This window comes from Frankia sp. CcCS3 (assembly GCF_977927575.1).
Genome location: NZ_CDWRCL010000088.1, coordinates 1 through 15,184, shown reverse-complemented (window position 1 = coordinate 15,184; position 15,184 = coordinate 1). Strand labels below are relative to the sequence as shown.

Here is a 15,184-nt window from a genome sequence, read left to right as displayed (position 1 = left end):
GACGGTCGACCCCGACGCACGTGCATCGCCTGGCCCCATCGGACTGGCATTCGCACGGCAGAGGTGATGATCCGCGAGCCACACCAGCGCACCGGGTTCCCCGAGGGTCGGACGCTGCCCCTCGCCTCGGACACGGAGCCTGCGCGCGATAGCCCGAGGCCCGGTGGCGCGGCGTCGGCGCCTCATCCTGGCGTCGATCACGCAAGAAGCGACTCGGCGCGGCCCGGGTCCAGGATCATCACCACAGGAGTAATCGGCCGGCAATCAGGATGCTACACAATGCATGGATCACGCGCTGCGCGGCAAGAGACGCCTTTCCACGTACCGCCTTGCGCACCGCGGCGTCCTTCAGGACCGGCTTGGCGTTGTTGAATCCGAGCGTGTAGCCGACTCCGGGGATCGTGTACGACTGCAGCCGCACCGGCGCGCCTTTCAGCGCGGCCTCCTCCGCGCGGCCGATCCGGCCGATAGCGTTGACCTGTCCCGACCGCAGGCTGCCGGTCCCGTACTCCGGACTACGGGGAGGTCCCGCCGGGACCTCGGGTCGAGCCGGCGGCTACGACGTCGGGAAGTACGACGTCGGGAAGTACGTCAGGAGGACGGCTCGTACGCCCGGAGGAAGGTGTCCACCGCGGACCGGGACAGCCCGCGCATCTCCTCCGGAGGAAGGTCGCGGGTGCCCATCCGGCTCCGGGTCTCCACAGGGCCGACGAGCAGCGCGAGAAACTGCTCGGCGGCCTCGGCGGGGTCACAGCGGCGGAGCCCCCCGGTGAGAGACAACCGGGCGAACCGGTCGGCCAGCGCCTCACCGAGCTGGACGGACGTCCGCCCCTGGACGGTGTCGATCAGGTCGGGGAAGCGAGCGACCTGGCCGTAGGTCAGCCAGCGCAGCGCCCGGGAACGATGGCCGCAGCACACCTCGAGCATCCGCGCCGCGGTCTCCTCCAGGGCCGCTCGCAGGTCGTCCCCGGGATCGCGGAGCCGGTCGAGAGCGGCGAGGTTCTCCGCCAGCGCCGCCGCCGCCGCGGCCGCCATCGTCTGGCGGAACAGGTGCTCCTTGTCCTCCAGGTGGCTGTAGACCGTCGTCTTGGCGACGTTCGCCTCGTCGGCGATCTCCTTCACGCTCGTCTGCTCGTAACCCCGGCGCGCGAAGACGTCGAAGGCGGCATCGAGGATCGCCGCCCGTTTGTCGATGCGCCCACGCGACAACGCCCGCTCGACCGGCGGGGCCGCGCCGGCGAACGTAGCCCGGCTGGTCACCATGTTCGCCTGGTCACGAGATCCGGCTGGTCACCGTGTCGCCGGCCGACGGGCGCCTGCGGTGCGCTCATCGGTTCATCGTAACGTCGTCGGCGCGTCGTCCGCCGGGCCGGCGGGATCCGGTGGGATCCCGCCGGGATCCGGCGGAACGCCAGCCCGGTGACGCGGGCTCAGCGTGGTGCGGGGCGGCCGGGGCCCGGCGAGGCGCCCGTGGCGACCAGGCCGGCGGCCGGGGTGATGAGACGGTCCGCGATGAGCCACTGGCCCCCCCGCAGCGGTAGACGTCCTCGACGAGCCCGATGGTGGTCCAGTCCGCTGGCCGGGGCCGCCCTCCGAAGTCCCGGGTCGCGGCCCAGTGCCAGACGGTCGCGTAGCCCGTGAGCCGGGGCTGGCCGCCGCTCCAGTCGATGTCGGGGGGCGCGCTGGTGTGGGCGATCGTGGGCCCGGACAACCGATGGTGGCCGCCGGCGGCGAGCATGAAGCCGACGAACTCGTCACGGCTGGCGAAGCGCTGCGGTGGGCCGGGCATGATCCGGTACTCGATGCGCGCGTCGCGGGTGAAGCACTGCCGGCCGAGCAGCTCGAACTCACTGAGGTCGGTGAGGCGGAAGAAGCGGAAGTGCGTCCCGAGGATGGCCCGCTCCGCCTCGAGGCGGCCGAGCCGGTCAAGGGCGGTCGTCATGATGTTCGGCTCCGTCCCGTCACAGCGCGATCGGCGGCGAGCCGGTGGCGACCAGCCCCGCGACCGGGGTCACCCGGCGCCGGGCTATGAGCCAGCGGCCGCCCTCCTGGCGGTAGGCGTCCTCGACCAGGCCGACCGCGGTCCAGTCCGCGGGACGCAGCTCGCCCAGCCGGGCGTTGGCGGTGAACCAGTGCCAGTCCGTGGTGTAGGCGGACAGCCGCGGCTCGCCGTTGTCGTCCCAGTCGACGACGGTGAGGCCGGGAACGTGCGCGACCATCTCGGTCCGTGCCGCGAACTCGGTGAGCAGGTAGCGCGTGATCTCGTCCCGGCCGCGCAGCCGGCGCGGGCCCGGCAGGTGGTGGTCGAGCTCGGCGTCCGGGGTGAGGCACTCCGCCGCGACACGCTCGTACTGCCGGGTGCCCAGGAGCCGGAAGAACCGCGTGAAGGTCCGCAGGATCTCCCGTTCGGCGTCCAGCCGCGCGAGCCGGGCGTCCGTGTCGTCGGACGCGATCAGGTCGGGAAGTGTCACGTTCGGTGGCCTTTCGGTGTCAACGTTCTGCCGGACATGCTCAGCCGACCTCCATCGGCAGGTCGGCCCGCGCGGCCCACTCGATGATCGAGCCGTCGTAGACGGATCGCCGTCACGCACGCCCGGCCTCACACACGCTCGGCCCCGCCGACCGCCAGCACCCGGGAGCCGAGCCGGTCCGACAGCCGCCCGGCCAGTGGCATGACCAGCGCCGAGCCGAGCCCGAACGGCGCCAGCAGCAGGGCGGCCGCCACGACGCTGGCGCCGAACGCGGGGCGGTCGAACAGGCGCAGGTCGATCAGCGGTGGCGTGCCACGGGGGCGAAGGACGTGCGCGGCGTAGCCGCCGAGCAGAGCCACGGCGATCATGCGGCGCAGTACGGGATCGAGCCGGTCCTGGGGCACCCGCGCCATCAGGCCTCTCCACTCGGTCGGATTCCATAGACAGAGATACGACCTCCGAGGTCGGCAAAAACATATCATGAAGTCCTGGAGGCCGAACTTATGAGTATGGAACACACGACTCATGGGATTAGCTGGTTCTCGGCCGCGGCGCTCACCAGCTCACGGGCAGCGACCTCACTCCGAAGACCAGCGCGTCCGGCCGGTACTCGATCTCCTCGAATTCGACGTCTGGAGGTGGGTGAGCCGCCGCCGGTCCAGGCGTTGGCGGCCAGCGCGCAGATCGTTCGCACCTTCGTGGAGGACTACCACGAGCAGGTGGAGGAGCGGTATGTCTTTCCCTCTGGAGCAAGCCGGCCGTCTGACGGCTTCGCCGACGTCGTCGCCCAGGTCGCCGCGGCCGAAAAGAAGCTCGGCATCTACGAGCTGTCCCAGTTCACCCCGCGCGGATAGCCCGCCATCACGGTCACCGTGACCGGTCGTCTGCCTCGGGGCAGCTCACCGGAGCAGGAGAAGGGAGGCAAAGATGCCGGACGTCGTCAGGGCGCTCAAGGCGGACGGGCCGGCGGAGACGATTCTGATCCGGCTGCTCGTCGGCGCGGTGTTTGTGCCCGAGGGCATCCAGAAGTTCCTGTTCCCGGACAAGCTCGGCCCGGGCCGCTTCGACAAGATCGGTATTCCGGCGCCCGGGTTCTTCGCCTACTTCGACGGAACCATCGAGATCGTCTGTGGCTGTCTGCTGTTGGCCGGCCTGCTTACCCGGCTGGCATGCCTGCCGCTGCTGGTCGACATCTGCCTCGCGATCGTCCTGACCAAGCTACGCGAGCTGCAACCGGCCGGTTTCCTCGGCGTGTCAGGTTTCTGGGGGATGGCGCACGACGCCCGCACCGACTGGTCGATGCTCCTCGGCCTGCTCTTCCTCCTGATCGGCGGACCGGGACGGTATTCCCTCGACGCCCTGCTCGCTCGCCACCTCACCAGCCGCCGTCCAGCCTCGCCGTGAGGCGTTTCGGTGTCCGGTAACCGCGGACCAGCCGGGCTGCGCTGACTGGTCCGCGGGGCGGTGGCGGACCCGGTCAGCGGGCGGGTGGTGGGGGCAGTGCGGTGTCGGGTAGCAGGGTAGCGATGAGGACATGGACGTCGGTGCGGCTGTGCAGCGCGCTATCTGCGTAGTAACGGGTCAGCGCGGCGGCCTGGTCAGGCACGGTGCACAGCACCAGCGCGACCACTGCCGCGTCGAACGCCGCGCTGAGGCGCGGGTAGACCCGGGCGAAGATGGGGTGAGACACGGCGGGCACGGTTCCTCCTGAAGGGCGGGCAGGGTGAGGGTGCCCGCGCGGGCCGCCGGCCACGGCGGCTGCTGCGGCGGCTGCGGCTGCTGGCGGACGTTGTCCGGTCAGCGCGGCCCCGGCCCGGACCGCGCCTCGTCGCAGTCAGTGTGCTGTCTCTCGTTGTGCTGTCTGTCGTCGCGGCTGGGCAGCGGGGGTATGCGTCTCATACATCCGGACGGCGACTACGAGGCCGGACGCCGCGGTGAGGGCGGTGACGGTCCAGATCGCGGCGGGGATGCCGGCGAGGTCGGCGATCGCTCCGGCGAGCAGCGCCCCGATGGCGAAGCCGCTGTCGCGCCAGAGGCGTGTAGACGCCGACGGCGCGGGCGCGCCAGGCGGGGTGGGCGACGTCGCCGACGGCGGCCAGCAGGGTGGGGTAGACCATAGCGGTGCCGGCGCCGAGCAGGACGGCGGCCACCGCCCAGACGGTGAAGCTATGTCCGGCGGCGACCACGGCAAGTGCGCAGGCTTGGATGCCCATGCCCGCGATGATGAGTCGTTTGCGGCCGATGCGGTCCGACAGCGCGCCGGTGGCGAGTTGCCCGACTCCCCAGACGGCGGGGTAGAGGGCGGCGAGGATGCCGATGCGGGTCAGTGACAGCCCGGCGGTGGTGAACAGGATGGGGAACAGGCCCCAGGCGAGGCCGTCGTTGAGGTTGTTGACCATTCCGGCCTGGCTGACCGCGGACAGCGCAGGTTCGGTGAAGCTGGTCTGGGTGAAGATCCGCCGGGGGTGAGCCCGCCGTGGAGGTGGTCGTGCATCCCGTCCGGGCGGGCGCGGTGGCCGGCGGCTTCAGCGCGGGCGTGTCCCTGGGTCTCGCGGACGGCGAGGGTGGACAGGCCCAGGCCGAGGGCAGCGTAGACGATCCCGACCAGGAACGGGGCGGGGCGCAGCCCGTGGTGGGCTGCCAGGTAGCCGGTGGCCAGGGCGGTAACCGCGACGGCGAGGTAACCGGCGGCCTCGTTGAATCCCATCGCCAGCCCGCGCCGCGCCGGCCCGACCAGGTCGATCTTCATGATGACGGTCGTGGACCAGGTCAGCCCCTGGCTTACCCCGAGCAGCACGTTCGCCGCAACCACCCAGCCCCAGGTGGGCGCCCAGATCAGCAGCAGCGGCACGGGCGCGGCGACCACCCAGCCGGTCACCAGGACCGGTTTGCGGCCGTACCGGTCCGACAGCGCGCCGGCCAGGTAGTTGGTGGCGGCCTTCGTGACTCCGAACGCGACGATGTAGGTCAGCGCGGCGGTGTAGGCGGTCAGGCCGAAGGTGTTCTCAGCGAGCAGGGGCAGGACGGTGCGTTCCTGGCCGAGCATCCCGCCGACGAGGACGCCGAGGTCGCGGCGGCCGGCGCGCAGGAGGAGGCTGGCGGCGCCCATGGCGCGTTCCCCGTGCCCGCACATCACGACCGTCGGCCCCGCAGGCAGGATGGCGGGCAGATCATCCACTCTGGCTGGCAGGTCGCCGAGCTCGACGTGGATGGCGCCGGGCAGGTGCCCGGCGGTGAACTCTGCGTGCTGGCGGCTGTCGAGGACGTGCGCTGTGCCGAGCCGACCGGGCTGGACCAGGGGGATGGTGGCGGTCGGGTGGCCGGCCGCCGTCCATGCGTTGAGGCCGCCGCCGAGCTCACCGGCCAGATTGTCGTAGCCGATCTTCAGCGCCTGCCAGAGGATCTCTGCCGGGTCCTGGTCGGCGTTGCGGATGACGATGATCGGCCGGTCGTGCGGCGCAAGCCAGCCCAGCCGACTGGCGAACGCCGGCCGCAGCGGGATCGACAGTGCTCCGGGGATGTGACCGGCTGCGACGTCGGGCAGCGGGCGCACGTCGAGTAGTTCGGCTCCTTCACCCAGCAGCGCCCGGACCTGGGACACGTCCAGGCAGGCCAGCGCAGGCGGCGCGTCGAGAACGGCGGGGCCACGGCGGTTGGCATCGCCGAGGCGCAGGAAGTAGGGCGGGAAGCTACCGAGCGAGCCCAGCAACGCGGCGACGAACGCGTCCTCGCTGCCGGCGTGCAGCAGCGGGTTGGTGGCCTTCTCCCGGCCGATTGTCGTGGTCCGCTCCGCGCCCGGCGGCGCGGAGCAGAACGATCCGGCGCCATGGGTGGGCCACACCGCGACGTCGTCGCCGAGGTCCAGCAGTCGCTGCAACGAGGCGTACTGGGCGCGGGCGAGCGCCTCGGTCCGGTCCGGCGCGACCAGGTCGGTGCGGGCCGCCGCCCCCACCAGCAGCGACCCGCCGGTGAACACTCCGAGCGACCTGTCGCCGTCGAACAGGACGAACGCCAGATGCTCCGCCGTGTGACCCGGTGTGGCCACCGCATGCAGCCGCAGCCCACCGAGGTCGACGTCGTCGGCGTCCCGCAGCCCGATGTGGGGGAACGTGCGGTTGCCGGCGGCTGAGGCCAGGATGCGGGCCCCGTCGTCGGCGGCGAGCTGGCGGGCGCCGGACAGGAAGTCGGCGTGCAGGTGCGTGTCGGCGACGAACGCGACACGCAGCCCGCGGGCGTCGGCGGCGGCCCGCAGCGTGCGCAGGTCCCGGCTCGGGTCCACCACCAGCGCCCGGCCGTCACCCAGTTCGACCAGGTAGGTCGAATTCCCCAGCCCCTCGTCGACGAGGGGAACCAGCCCTGCCCCGACCTCGATCGCTGCCATGCCGACCTCCCGAGCAGCTCCGCGGCAGCATGCCGCCACCCCGGTTATACAGTAATCCAGAGATTACTGGAATATAGTCCGTGGGAGTCCGCTGTGGGTGATCGGGACCGCAAAGCCGCGCTCTACGAGCAGTTCGCCCGGGTGGGTAAGGCACTGGCCAGCGGCAAGCGGCTGGAGCTACTCGACCTGCTCGCCCAGGGCGAACGCAGCGTCGACGCCCTCGCCCGCGCCGCCGGCCTCGGCCTGACCACCGCTTCAGCGCACCTTCAGACGCTGCGCCAAGCGGGCCTGGTCACCACCCGCCGTGACGGCACCCGCATCCACTACTCACTGGCCGGCGACGACGTCGCCGCCCTCTACACCCACCTGCGCTCGGTCGCCCACGCCCACCTCGCCGACGTGGACGCGGCCCGCATCGCCTACCTCGGCATGACGGGCGCGGCCGACGGCGGCGAACCGGTACAGGAGGTCACCCGCGACGACCTGCTCGAACAGGTACGCACAGGCCGGACCGTCGTCCTCGACGTCCGCCCGACCGAGGAGTACCTCCAGGGCCACATTCCCGGCGCGCTGGGCATCCCGCTGGAGGAGCTGACCGACCGGCTCGACGAGATCCCCGCCGACGCGGCGATCGTGGCCTACTGCCGTGGCGCGTACTGCGTGCTAGCCCACGACGCCGTCCGCTTCCTGCACGCCCAGAGACGCACCGCGGCACGCTTGGCCGACGGCATGCTGGAATGGCGCCTCGCCGGCCTCCCCGTCCAGACGGCCGCAGCATAGAACCCGGCGAAGTGTCCCTCCGCGCCGCGCTCTGAATGCGACAAGCCTGGGGTGACTCGGGATCGGGGAAGAGCCCGGCGCGCTGACCTACCGGGACTGCCGTCCCCACGGCTTGTCCGCCTGGCCCCTCCTCCCGGTCCCCGGCGACGGCGCGATGGTGGCGTGCGATGAACGCCGGGGTGGACGCGACGTAGGCCGACCAGCGGTCACCGAACCCGCGGCGACCTCTCGGTCCTCGCCCCAGGCCCTGCGTGGATGGTCAGTGCGTCGTCGGCTCGGCGCAGAGCTGACCATGCTGGGCAATTGGGCACACGGCGGTGAGCGGATTGACCCGGCGACGTCGGATCATCCAGCACCTGCGCTCCAGCGCGACTCGCCGCACTCTGGAAGCGGGAGGGAGCGCGGCGTGGGGACCGATTCGGGCCGTCCCGTCCGCTCGCTCCGGGAGGTGACAGTGATGATGTACTGGTACGACGGCCATGGAATAAGCGGCTGGGGCTGGTTTGCGATGTCCCTGGGCATGCTGCTGTTCTGGGCTGTGCTCATCATCGGGGCGGTGCTGGTGGTACGGGCGCTGACCCACGCCGGCGATCGCGGCCGTCCCCCGATGTGGCCACCCGCCGCGCCTCCGGCCGCCGATGGGCCCGCCGGACCGTCTCCCGAGCAGGTCTTGGCCGACCGCTTCGCCCGCGGGGAGATCGACGAGCAGGAGTACCGCGCCCGTCTGGCCGCGCTCCGCGAGACGGCCGACCGCCTCGTCAAACACTGACGGCCGACCGAGGCCTCGACCGACTGCGGCACGCTCACCCCGAGCATGGGCGGCGCGCCAGCCGACCAGCGGCGCTGGCCCATGGCCTCGCATCCGCGCGCCGCGTCGGTTCAGCGGGCCATGGGTGGTCCCCACCGAACCGACGCGGGAGGCGGTCAGGTGACGTAGGACAGGATGCATGAGCGACGACGACCACGGGCACGGGCACGGTGGCTCGGGTGGGCACGGCGGGCATGCGCACGGCCCGGCCGCCGACGCCGACCGCACCTTGCGGCCCGCCCGCTCCTTCACGACCACTCATCGACAGGGGCGGGGCCGGGGAGCAAGGCAGGGACCGGACGAATCTGGCCGGCGTGCTCGCAGCGACAGGACGCAACTCTCGCGCCGCTCCCGGCTCCAGACTTAGTTACGCGCTCACCACGCAAGATCAAACGGGCTCACAACCCGACCCCGCCGAGATCATTTCACGCCGTCGCGACGTCCACAGGCCCGGCTGACTTGGTTGAAGGCCCTGAAATCACCGTCCGGCCGGTCGCCACACGTGCCACGAACAGGGACGATGCTCGGTGATCGTGCCGACCGGAACATCGTCTACCGAGGAGAACAAGCGTTCCGAACGCCTGGCGGTCCGGGCACTTCCGGGCCCCCTGGTGACCGTGATCGTTGGGCATCGTGGTCGTGTCGACCTTCCTATTCCGCCTCGGAATGTGCTTGTGCTCAGGCTGCGGCCGCGCCGAGGAGGGGCTGGCGGCCAGTACGTCCACACCCAGGGCGATGTGCCCGTGGTCAGTACGGCTGGTCGGGTTGGCTGGCGACGAGCGGGAATTCTGCCTTGAGGAGCATTGTCAGTTGCTCCTGGAGCTCGCGCAGCGCGGTCGTGGCGATTCGCCACACAATTGACCAGTCGACGTCGAAGTAGGTGTGAACGGCGATGTTGCGGAAGCCTGTGACGGACCGCCACGGCACGTCCGGCCAGCGCGCGCGGATCTCGGGCGGCACTCGCCCGGCCGCCTCGCCGATCACCAGAAGCTTCTACAGAACGGCGCTCTGGATCAGGTCGCTCGCCAGGAACGCGGTCTCGTCGACGTCCCGGACGAACGCCGTCGCGGCGACCGCAGCTTCGATCATGTCGACGAGGTACAGCTCATCACGCCGCATAGAGGACCCGAGCCTCCGCGAGCACCCGATCGCGGATGACCCATTTCAGCCGAGACTTGGGAACCAGGTCGACGCAACGACCGACGATCTTCTCAAGCTCGTCCCGGAGATCGACGATCTCGAAGCCAAGCGTCGAGTCGGGCGCCAGCACGTACAGCAGGTCGACGTCCGAGGAGTCGGTGTCGTCGCCGCGAGCCGCCGAGCCGAAGACGGACAGCTCGGCGACGCCGTAGCGCCGGCACACCTCGGCGATCCGGCTGTCACGAAGGTCGACGGTCACCTGGCCATTATCGCCTCCAGACAGCCACGACCGCACGACTCGGGTACCGCCTCACGCGCGACGCCCACCGGCGTCCTGCGTGCCGCGCGAACCACCACCCAGCCGCGACCCGAAGCGTCGCGAAGCAGTCCGACGCACGAGGTGCATCTGGTCATGCGTCCAGTCGCCGGCGCCGCCGAGTTGCCCGATCCACTCCGCGGACAGCTTGCCGCGAGATTCACACCCAGAGTCCAAGCATGGGGGCATAGTCGCGGCGGCGGCTCGGTTGGGTGAGGACCTCGACGCTGTCGATGGCCTGGTCGATCGCGCCGGGGAGATGGCCGAACGGGCCGTCGGGTCGGTGTCCGAGCCGGGTGAGGAGGGCTCGCAGCTACGGATCGCTGATCGCATCGGTCAGCGCACGGGTGAGGCGCCCGGCGCCGAGTACCCGGATGTCCCGGGAATGAAAGCGGCGCGGCGCGGGGTCGACAGGCTCGGCCAGACCAAGCCGGTTCGTGGCGTCGGCGAGGTGACTGGCCGTGGCGCACAACGCTGCTTCGCGTTCCCGCCACCGCGTCGCGTCGAGCGCGTGGCGCAGGTGCCGACCGACCTGGTCCGCGAGGGTCAACTGCGCGAACGCGGTCATCAGCCACTTGCTGTACGGGGCCCAGCGGCGTTCGAGGAGGAATCCGATCCGGGCAAGGTCGCGGGCGACGCGGGCGGTGAGTATGCGTGAGCCGAGGTCGCCGCCGCGGCCACCTGCGCGGCCGATGAACGGTTCTTCCTACTGATGGTGCGGCCGGCCGTCGTGTCGGTGTCGCTGTCGGGATAGACAACCGGGAAACCGCCGAACCCGGCCGGCAGCCTCTCCAGGGCGACGTCGAGCGGCGTGGTGTCGAGACCTGGCGGGACGAAGAGCTGGACGCGGGGGCCAAAGTCGTGGTCCGTGGAGACCTCGTCGTCGAAGCCGAGCACCTCGGAACCCTCACCGAGCAACGCGGCAGCGTGGGGCACCCCCGCGGCCAGCGGCCGAACCGCCTGTTCGTAGAACCGCCGGGAAAGATCGCGACCGGACACGGCTCTGAGTTACTCCTCAATGCTTCCTGTCATGAACCAGGCGACGTCCCATGCTCCCTGCCGCTGCCACGTCGGCGCACCAGGTCTTCGCCCGCCGCCGGGCCGGCCGGGCCAGCGGCTCTGACGCGCTTGCGGCGGCGATGGTTGGCGACAGCCGGCTGATCTTCAAGCGTTGAGGCGGATGTGGCGTAGCTGGACGGCGAGTTGGCGTCCATGTCGCACGAGTCGCCCTGACGTGTCAGGGCCGAGCGTGAACCCGGCGTGGCTTGCGATGTCATCCGCCACGGCGGAGATCGACAGGGTGTCGGTGCCGAGATGGCGGGCGAACTCGGGGGCTTGCAGGACGTCGAGGGCGTGGTCGAGCTGGCGGGCACTGTAACTACGGGATGTCTCACCGCGTCGGTGGATGCGGCGGATCATTGTCGTGCGGTCGACGAGGAGCGTGACATGAGCGACGCGGTGTCCGGCGGCGCGGGTCGAGGCCGTCAGTTCGGCGAGCAGGTCGGAATCGAGGATGGTCATCGGCGCGATCACCGGGTTCTCGGGACCTTGGAGAGCAAGGCGGAGCATCTCGCTGACCGCTTGGCGCCACAGGGGGACGTCGCGGAAGTCCCTGCGGCGGGGCTTTGGGAGCATCCGACGCATCGCGAAGCCGAGGTGCTCAGGGTCGCTGATGAAGCTTCCGGGCAGTCTGCGGTGCAGGTTGTGAGCGACCTGGGTTTTCCCGACGGCGTTCGGACCATTGATCCAGATGAGGGTCGGCACCGGCCGAAGATATAGTCAGGTTCAGCCAGACCAGCATCGCCCACCACACACCACGACCGATGCCCGCGGTTGACGAACGGCCCCGGGGTCCGACCAGCCTGTGTGGCCCTCATGCGGTGGCGGTCTCCACGCACCGCCGCACGAACAGGCCGCCGATCCCCAAGACGTCGTCGAGCAGTCGCCGCACACGCTCGGTCTCGTCGGCGGTGCAGTCGATCAGGACCTTGACCTCCACGTCACGGCGCCGACGGCGCTGCCACGGAAGACGTCCATACCGCCGCCGTCCGCGGCCACGGTCGTGAACGGCGTCTGGACGTGACCGTCCCCCTTCGTCCCCGTCCAGGCCGTCGGCGAACAGGTTGCCCTGTACGTTCTTGGTGATGACCCAGCGACTACCGATAACAACCACGGATGTCATCCGAAGTCGCCGCTGCCCAGCACCTCGGCGAGGCGGAGGCGGTTCGCATGGCCGCAACGTGGTCGTCCAGGCGGGGCTCGAACCAGCTGTTGAGGTCCTGACCAGCACCGTTCCACATCGCTGGATCTCAAGCGATAGATCGCAAACCGCATTCGCCCAGGCCAGAGGCATGATCAAAAAATGCGTGGGGCGGGTGGGGCTCGAACCCACGACCGACGGATTATGAGGGACTTCCGGAAACCTCGCCGACCTCGGCGGATGCCGCGTGACCTGCGCGGATGGCTTGCGGCATCTGCCGTCGTCTTCGGCGGTATCTCACCATCCTGCGGACTGGCTGCGGACTGGCCGGGGCGGCCACGGCGGCTCCTCGTGCCTCCCATTTCTTCGTCCCGTTCCCCGGACAGCGCCTTCGCCTGTGCGGGACGCCGGTCGGGTCAAGGGTGGCGCAGCCAGTCCGAAGGACCGCCCGAAGGGCGCCCTTGACGCGGCCGGTGCCCCGTCAGATCATCGGGCGCCCAGCCGGGGAAGGGCGCCCTGAGGTAAGAGGCGAGTGTGGTGTGACCGCTGGCTCTGGCGGGCTCTTTCTTCAAACGAGCACAATCGCAGCGCGCCGGGCCGACCCTGGAATCGAAATGCTTCTTTCGCCTGCCCGACGTTTAGACTTCGCCTTGCCAGCATAGTCGAGTTCTCCCGAGCCTACTGAGAGATACCGATCAACAGATCTGTTGGCGTACCGCTCGACCTGCCCCTGGCAAAGGATCCCGACGGTGAACCGGCCTAGCGCATCCAGTCGGTTACTATCGGCAGCAACCATCCTCGCCTCGTCCATGTGGCTGTATCATTGCCTGCGACGCAGCGTAACGAACCGCACAGGTGGATCTCGACCTAAGGATGGTAGATCAGAGCATCCCACAGGTAGGGCACAATATGCTATCCGAGGTAGACGATTAAGAATTGGCGGCCATTGATGGATGAGAACGAATCGAATCATACGGTCGGTAGCATCGACACCGCACTGGGTAGCTGGCGTCTCCGACGTGGATTGAGTGCTCGCGATGTGGCATGGAAGCTAGGTATATCGCTAGCGGCACTCACGCGGATAGAAACGGGAGCCATCCGGCCTACACCCGCACAACAATCCGCTATCAAGACTCTAATAGAGGGCCGTGCGGGTGAAAAAATAATTTTCTCATCGCACGTCCCAGGTGCTATCCATAGCCCATCACTCTTTGATGTATCAGATAGCGATGAGCCAAAATCCCCGCTGCCGACCGATCCTCTAAATGATATTCTCGATCGAATTACGAAGCAACGAATTTTTCTGTCTACGAATGCCGTATCAATTGGCGATCTGCTTGCCGATCACCAAATTTCCGCGCCAACGTCGAGTCAACCACCCAGCGGCGCGGTTTCTGCAGGAAAAAATACTTATACCTACGACGCTCATACCTACCATACAAAAGTTCCCCCCCAAGGCATCGCGGAACTCTTGCGCCACTATCTGCCCGAAGGTGGATTGGTACTGGATCTATTCGCGGGAAGCGGGATGACGGGAGTTGCCGCTAACGCGCTCGGCTACGATAGCATCCTAAATGAGCTTTCGCCGGCGGCGTGTTTTATCGCGAGCCGCTTTGTCTCAAAGATCGATCCGAGAGTTTTTAGAGAAGCAACGACCTCGGTACTCCAAGACCTAAAAGGTCTCCGAGAAAAACTTTACACTACCTATTGCCGAGAATGCAGGAAATCCACAGAGCTTCTTTACACGGTCTGGTCATACCGTGTAATCTGCCCGGAGTGCACCCATGAGTTTAACCTGTGGGATGCTTGCCGGAGGTACGGAAAGACTGTCCGTGAGCATAAAATTCTCTCCGAATTTGATTGCCCAAGCTGCTCCACGACGCTGAAGAAGCGGACCCTGAAACGCACTATTGCTGAGCCCGTCGACATTGCCTACAAATGTTGTGGATCCCGTCAGCGGGAGGCTACGGCGCCTCCTGATGACTTTGATATAAATTTGATTTTCTCCCTTGAGGACAGCACTGCTCCTGCGACTGGCTACTACCCTAATCTGAAACTTCCTGATGGGGTTAATCTTGCGCAACCACGAAAGCACGGCCTCGACACGATAGATAAATTCTATACGCATCGTGCGCTCGTTGGTCTGAGTCACATCTGGCGAAACATACACAGAATTGAAGACGCCCAGGTTGCCGGCCAGGTCGCATTCGTATTTACTTCCCTCTACCGCCGTGTAACTCGACTGAGCGAATTTCGATTCTGGGGTGGAAGCGGCAATACGGCTCGCTTGAATGTTCCGTTCATATTCGAGGAGTCGAACATTTTCCTCAGTTTTGAGCGGAAAGCCCGCACGATCGAAGACCATCTCCGCACAACGGCTCAACATTTCACGGGTCAAACGGCGGTTATCGAGCAATCAGCTACGAGTCTCGACTACTTGCCCGACAACTCGGTCGATTTGATTTTCACCGATCCCCCGTTTGGTGCAAATATTAATTACAGCGAAATGAACTTCCTCTGGGAATCATGGCTCGGCCGATTTACAAATCCGTCGAAAGAAGCGATTGTCAACCGAGTGCAAGGAAAGACCCTCGAAGACTATGAGAAGCTGATGCTCGCGAGTCTTTCTGAGGCGTACAGAGTTCTTCGGCCTGAACACTGGATGCTTCTTGTATTCATGAATTCATCTGCTAGCGTATGGGGGGCACTTCGATCGGCAATTGAGACAGCGGGATTTATCGTGGTGACAGCGGATGTGTTCGATAAGCAGCATGGCACATTCAAACACTTCGTCAGCGAAAACACTCCCGGTTCCGATATAATTTTGCACTGCCTAAAGCCAAGTGGCTCCCAGGGGCGACTTATTAACAATCGCGATCTAGAATTGCATGAGTTCCTTGAGCTTGTTAATTTCGACAAATACCTCCAACCTTACCTTCATGTTGATCGCGCGACAGAGTACGATCTTCGGCGCATCTACAGCGAGTGGATTGCGCACGCATTGACGCACGGGGGGGCACTTCTCGACTTCTCGCAATTCCGGGATAGCGTGGACAGAATAAGAAATTCCCGGAGCCTAGTACTCCAG

21 protein-coding genes are annotated in these 15,184 nt (G+C 67.5%); 6 read left to right on the top strand and 15 right to left on the bottom strand.

From position 1 onward, the window contains the following. Positions 1 to 238: 238 nt before the first annotated feature. The 5 genes from AC08OQ_RS10085 to AC08OQ_RS10065 form a co-directional block, all read right to left on the bottom strand. Positions 239 to 421 (bottom strand): hypothetical protein, encoded by a 183-nt coding sequence (locus tag AC08OQ_RS10085; RefSeq protein WP_462186712.1) that lies wholly within the window; start codon positions 419 to 421, stop codon positions 239 to 241. 170 nt (positions 422 to 591) lie between these two features. Continuing rightward, complete coding sequence (locus AC08OQ_RS10080; protein ID WP_476600745.1) at positions 592 to 1,263, bottom strand: TetR/AcrR family transcriptional regulator; 672 nt, start codon at positions 1,261 to 1,263, stop codon at positions 592 to 594. A 64-nt stretch (positions 1,264 to 1,327) separates the two neighbouring features. Then, positions 1,328 to 1,942, bottom strand: coding sequence for a nuclear transport factor 2 family protein (locus tag AC08OQ_RS10075; protein WP_476600743.1), 615 nt, complete (start codon positions 1,940 to 1,942; stop codon positions 1,328 to 1,330). A 19-nt stretch (positions 1,943 to 1,961) separates the two neighbouring features. Beyond that, entirely contained in the window at positions 1,962 to 2,471 is a 510-nt protein-coding gene (locus AC08OQ_RS10070; protein WP_476600741.1) for a nuclear transport factor 2 family protein, read from the bottom strand. A gap of 128 nt (positions 2,472 to 2,599) precedes the next feature. Beyond that, the gene (locus tag AC08OQ_RS10065) at positions 2,600 to 2,884 is read right to left on the bottom strand and encodes a hypothetical protein (protein WP_476600739.1); all 285 of its coding nucleotides are present in this window, start codon (positions 2,882 to 2,884) and stop codon (positions 2,600 to 2,602) included. Positions 2,885 to 3,109: 225 nt separating this feature from the next. On the opposite strand from AC08OQ_RS10065, the gene AC08OQ_RS10060 reads away from it, so the two are divergent. Both AC08OQ_RS10060 and AC08OQ_RS10055 read left to right on the top strand, forming a co-directional pair. Continuing rightward, on the top strand, positions 3,110 to 3,325 hold the full coding sequence (locus AC08OQ_RS10060; protein ID WP_476600737.1) for a hypothetical protein: 216 nt from the start codon (positions 3,110 to 3,112) through the stop codon (positions 3,323 to 3,325). A gap of 73 nt (positions 3,326 to 3,398) precedes the next feature. Then, the gene (locus tag AC08OQ_RS10055; RefSeq protein WP_476600735.1) at positions 3,399 to 3,875 is read left to right on the top strand and encodes a DoxX family protein; all 477 of its coding nucleotides are present in this window, start codon (positions 3,399 to 3,401) and stop codon (positions 3,873 to 3,875) included. Positions 3,876 to 3,948: 73 nt separating this feature from the next. Here the strand turns inward: AC08OQ_RS10055 and AC08OQ_RS10050 are convergent, their stop codons facing one another. From AC08OQ_RS10050 to AC08OQ_RS10040, 3 genes are all read right to left on the bottom strand, one after another. Continuing rightward, the gene (locus tag AC08OQ_RS10050; protein ID WP_476600733.1) at positions 3,949 to 4,170 is read right to left on the bottom strand and encodes a hypothetical protein; all 222 of its coding nucleotides are present in this window, start codon (positions 4,168 to 4,170) and stop codon (positions 3,949 to 3,951) included. 196 nt (positions 4,171 to 4,366) lie between these two features. Beyond that, complete coding sequence (locus AC08OQ_RS10045) at positions 4,367 to 4,870, bottom strand: MFS transporter (protein ID WP_476600731.1); 504 nt, start codon at positions 4,868 to 4,870, stop codon at positions 4,367 to 4,369. After that, complete coding sequence (locus AC08OQ_RS10040; protein ID WP_476600729.1) at positions 4,795 to 6,852, bottom strand: MFS transporter; 2,058 nt, start codon at positions 6,850 to 6,852, stop codon at positions 4,795 to 4,797. Before AC08OQ_RS10040 ends, AC08OQ_RS10045 begins: the two co-directional genes overlap by 76 nt. A gap of 93 nt (positions 6,853 to 6,945) precedes the next feature. Here AC08OQ_RS10040 and AC08OQ_RS10035 point away from each other — a divergent pair, with 93 nt between their 5' ends. Continuing rightward, entirely contained in the window at positions 6,946 to 7,632 is a 687-nt protein-coding gene (locus tag AC08OQ_RS10035) for an ArsR/SmtB family transcription factor (RefSeq protein ID WP_476600727.1), read from the top strand. A gap of 406 nt (positions 7,633 to 8,038) precedes the next feature. Then, a complete protein-coding gene (locus tag AC08OQ_RS10030; protein WP_476600725.1) occupies positions 8,039 to 8,401 on the top strand; it encodes an SHOCT domain-containing protein in 363 nt (120 codons plus the stop codon). A gap of 786 nt (positions 8,402 to 9,187) precedes the next feature. Here the strand turns inward: AC08OQ_RS10030 and AC08OQ_RS10025 are convergent. From AC08OQ_RS10025 to AC08OQ_RS10005, 5 genes are all read right to left on the bottom strand, one after another. Beyond that, positions 9,188 to 9,424 (bottom strand): HepT-like ribonuclease domain-containing protein, encoded by a 237-nt coding sequence (locus tag AC08OQ_RS10025; protein WP_476600723.1) that lies wholly within the window; start codon positions 9,422 to 9,424, stop codon positions 9,188 to 9,190. 9 nt (positions 9,425 to 9,433) lie between these two features. Further along, a complete protein-coding gene (locus AC08OQ_RS10020; protein ID WP_476600721.1) occupies positions 9,434 to 9,559 on the bottom strand; it encodes a ribonuclease HepT family protein in 126 nt (41 codons plus the stop codon). After that, entirely contained in the window at positions 9,549 to 9,839 is a 291-nt protein-coding gene (locus AC08OQ_RS10015) for a nucleotidyltransferase family protein (protein WP_476600719.1), read from the bottom strand. Before AC08OQ_RS10015 ends, AC08OQ_RS10020 begins: the two co-directional genes overlap by 11 nt. Before the next feature lie 370 nt (positions 9,840 to 10,209). Then, complete coding sequence (locus tag AC08OQ_RS10010) at positions 10,210 to 10,548, bottom strand: DUF4037 domain-containing protein (RefSeq protein ID WP_476600747.1); 339 nt, start codon at positions 10,546 to 10,548, stop codon at positions 10,210 to 10,212. Further along, positions 10,464 to 10,895, bottom strand: coding sequence for a hypothetical protein (locus tag AC08OQ_RS10005; protein WP_462186703.1), 432 nt, complete (start codon positions 10,893 to 10,895; stop codon positions 10,464 to 10,466). The genes AC08OQ_RS10010 and AC08OQ_RS10005 overlap by 85 nt, the downstream gene beginning before the upstream one ends. Before the next feature lie 50 nt (positions 10,896 to 10,945). On the opposite strand from AC08OQ_RS10005, the gene AC08OQ_RS10000 reads away from it, so the two are divergent. Continuing rightward, the gene (locus AC08OQ_RS10000; protein WP_476600717.1) at positions 10,946 to 11,071 is read left to right on the top strand and encodes a hypothetical protein; all 126 of its coding nucleotides are present in this window, start codon (positions 10,946 to 10,948) and stop codon (positions 11,069 to 11,071) included. Here AC08OQ_RS10000 and AC08OQ_RS09995 read toward each other — a convergent pair. Together AC08OQ_RS09995 and AC08OQ_RS09990 are read right to left on the bottom strand one after the other, a co-directional pair. Continuing rightward, positions 11,061 to 11,660: an ATP-binding protein gene (locus AC08OQ_RS09995; RefSeq protein WP_476600715.1), complete on the bottom strand. Its 600-nt coding sequence runs from the start codon at positions 11,658 to 11,660 to the stop codon at positions 11,061 to 11,063. The genes AC08OQ_RS10000 and AC08OQ_RS09995 overlap by 11 nt on opposite strands. A 109-nt stretch (positions 11,661 to 11,769) precedes the next feature. Beyond that, complete coding sequence (locus AC08OQ_RS09990) at positions 11,770 to 12,069, bottom strand: hypothetical protein (RefSeq protein ID WP_476605076.1); 300 nt, start codon at positions 12,067 to 12,069, stop codon at positions 11,770 to 11,772. Between the two features lie 976 nt (positions 12,070 to 13,045). Between AC08OQ_RS09990 and AC08OQ_RS09985 the strand changes: the two genes are divergently transcribed. Further along, positions 13,046 to 15,184: DNA methyltransferase (locus tag AC08OQ_RS09985; protein WP_476612006.1), on the top strand; the 2,139-nt coding region annotated here is incomplete at its 3' end.

Excerpts from the sequence above, each read along its gene's own strand:
- AC08OQ_RS10080 (WP_476600745.1), bottom strand. The coding sequence starts at position 1,263 with ATGGTGACCAGCCGGGCTACGTTCGCCGGCGCGGCCCCGCCGGTCGAG.
- AC08OQ_RS10075 (WP_476600743.1), bottom strand. The coding sequence starts at position 1,942 with ATGACGACCGCCCTTGACCGGCTCGGCCGCCTCGAGGCGGAGCGGGCC.
- AC08OQ_RS10065 (WP_476600739.1), bottom strand. The coding sequence starts at position 2,884 with ATGGCGCGGGTGCCCCAGGACCGGCTCGATCCCGTACTGCGCCGCATG.
- AC08OQ_RS10055 (WP_476600735.1), top strand. The coding sequence starts at position 3,399 with ATGCCGGACGTCGTCAGGGCGCTCAAGGCGGACGGGCCGGCGGAGACG.
- AC08OQ_RS10045 (WP_476600731.1), bottom strand. The coding sequence starts at position 4,870 with ATGGTCAACAACCTCAACGACGGCCTCGCCTGGGGCCTGTTCCCCATC.
- AC08OQ_RS10040 (WP_476600729.1), bottom strand. The coding sequence starts at position 6,852 with ATGGCAGCGATCGAGGTCGGGGCAGGGCTGGTTCCCCTCGTCGACGAG.
- AC08OQ_RS10020 (WP_476600721.1), bottom strand. The coding sequence starts at position 9,559 with ATGCGGCGTGATGAGCTGTACCTCGTCGACATGATCGAAGCTGCGGTC.
- AC08OQ_RS10000 (WP_476600717.1), top strand. The coding sequence starts at position 10,946 with ATGCTCCCTGCCGCTGCCACGTCGGCGCACCAGGTCTTCGCCCGCCGC.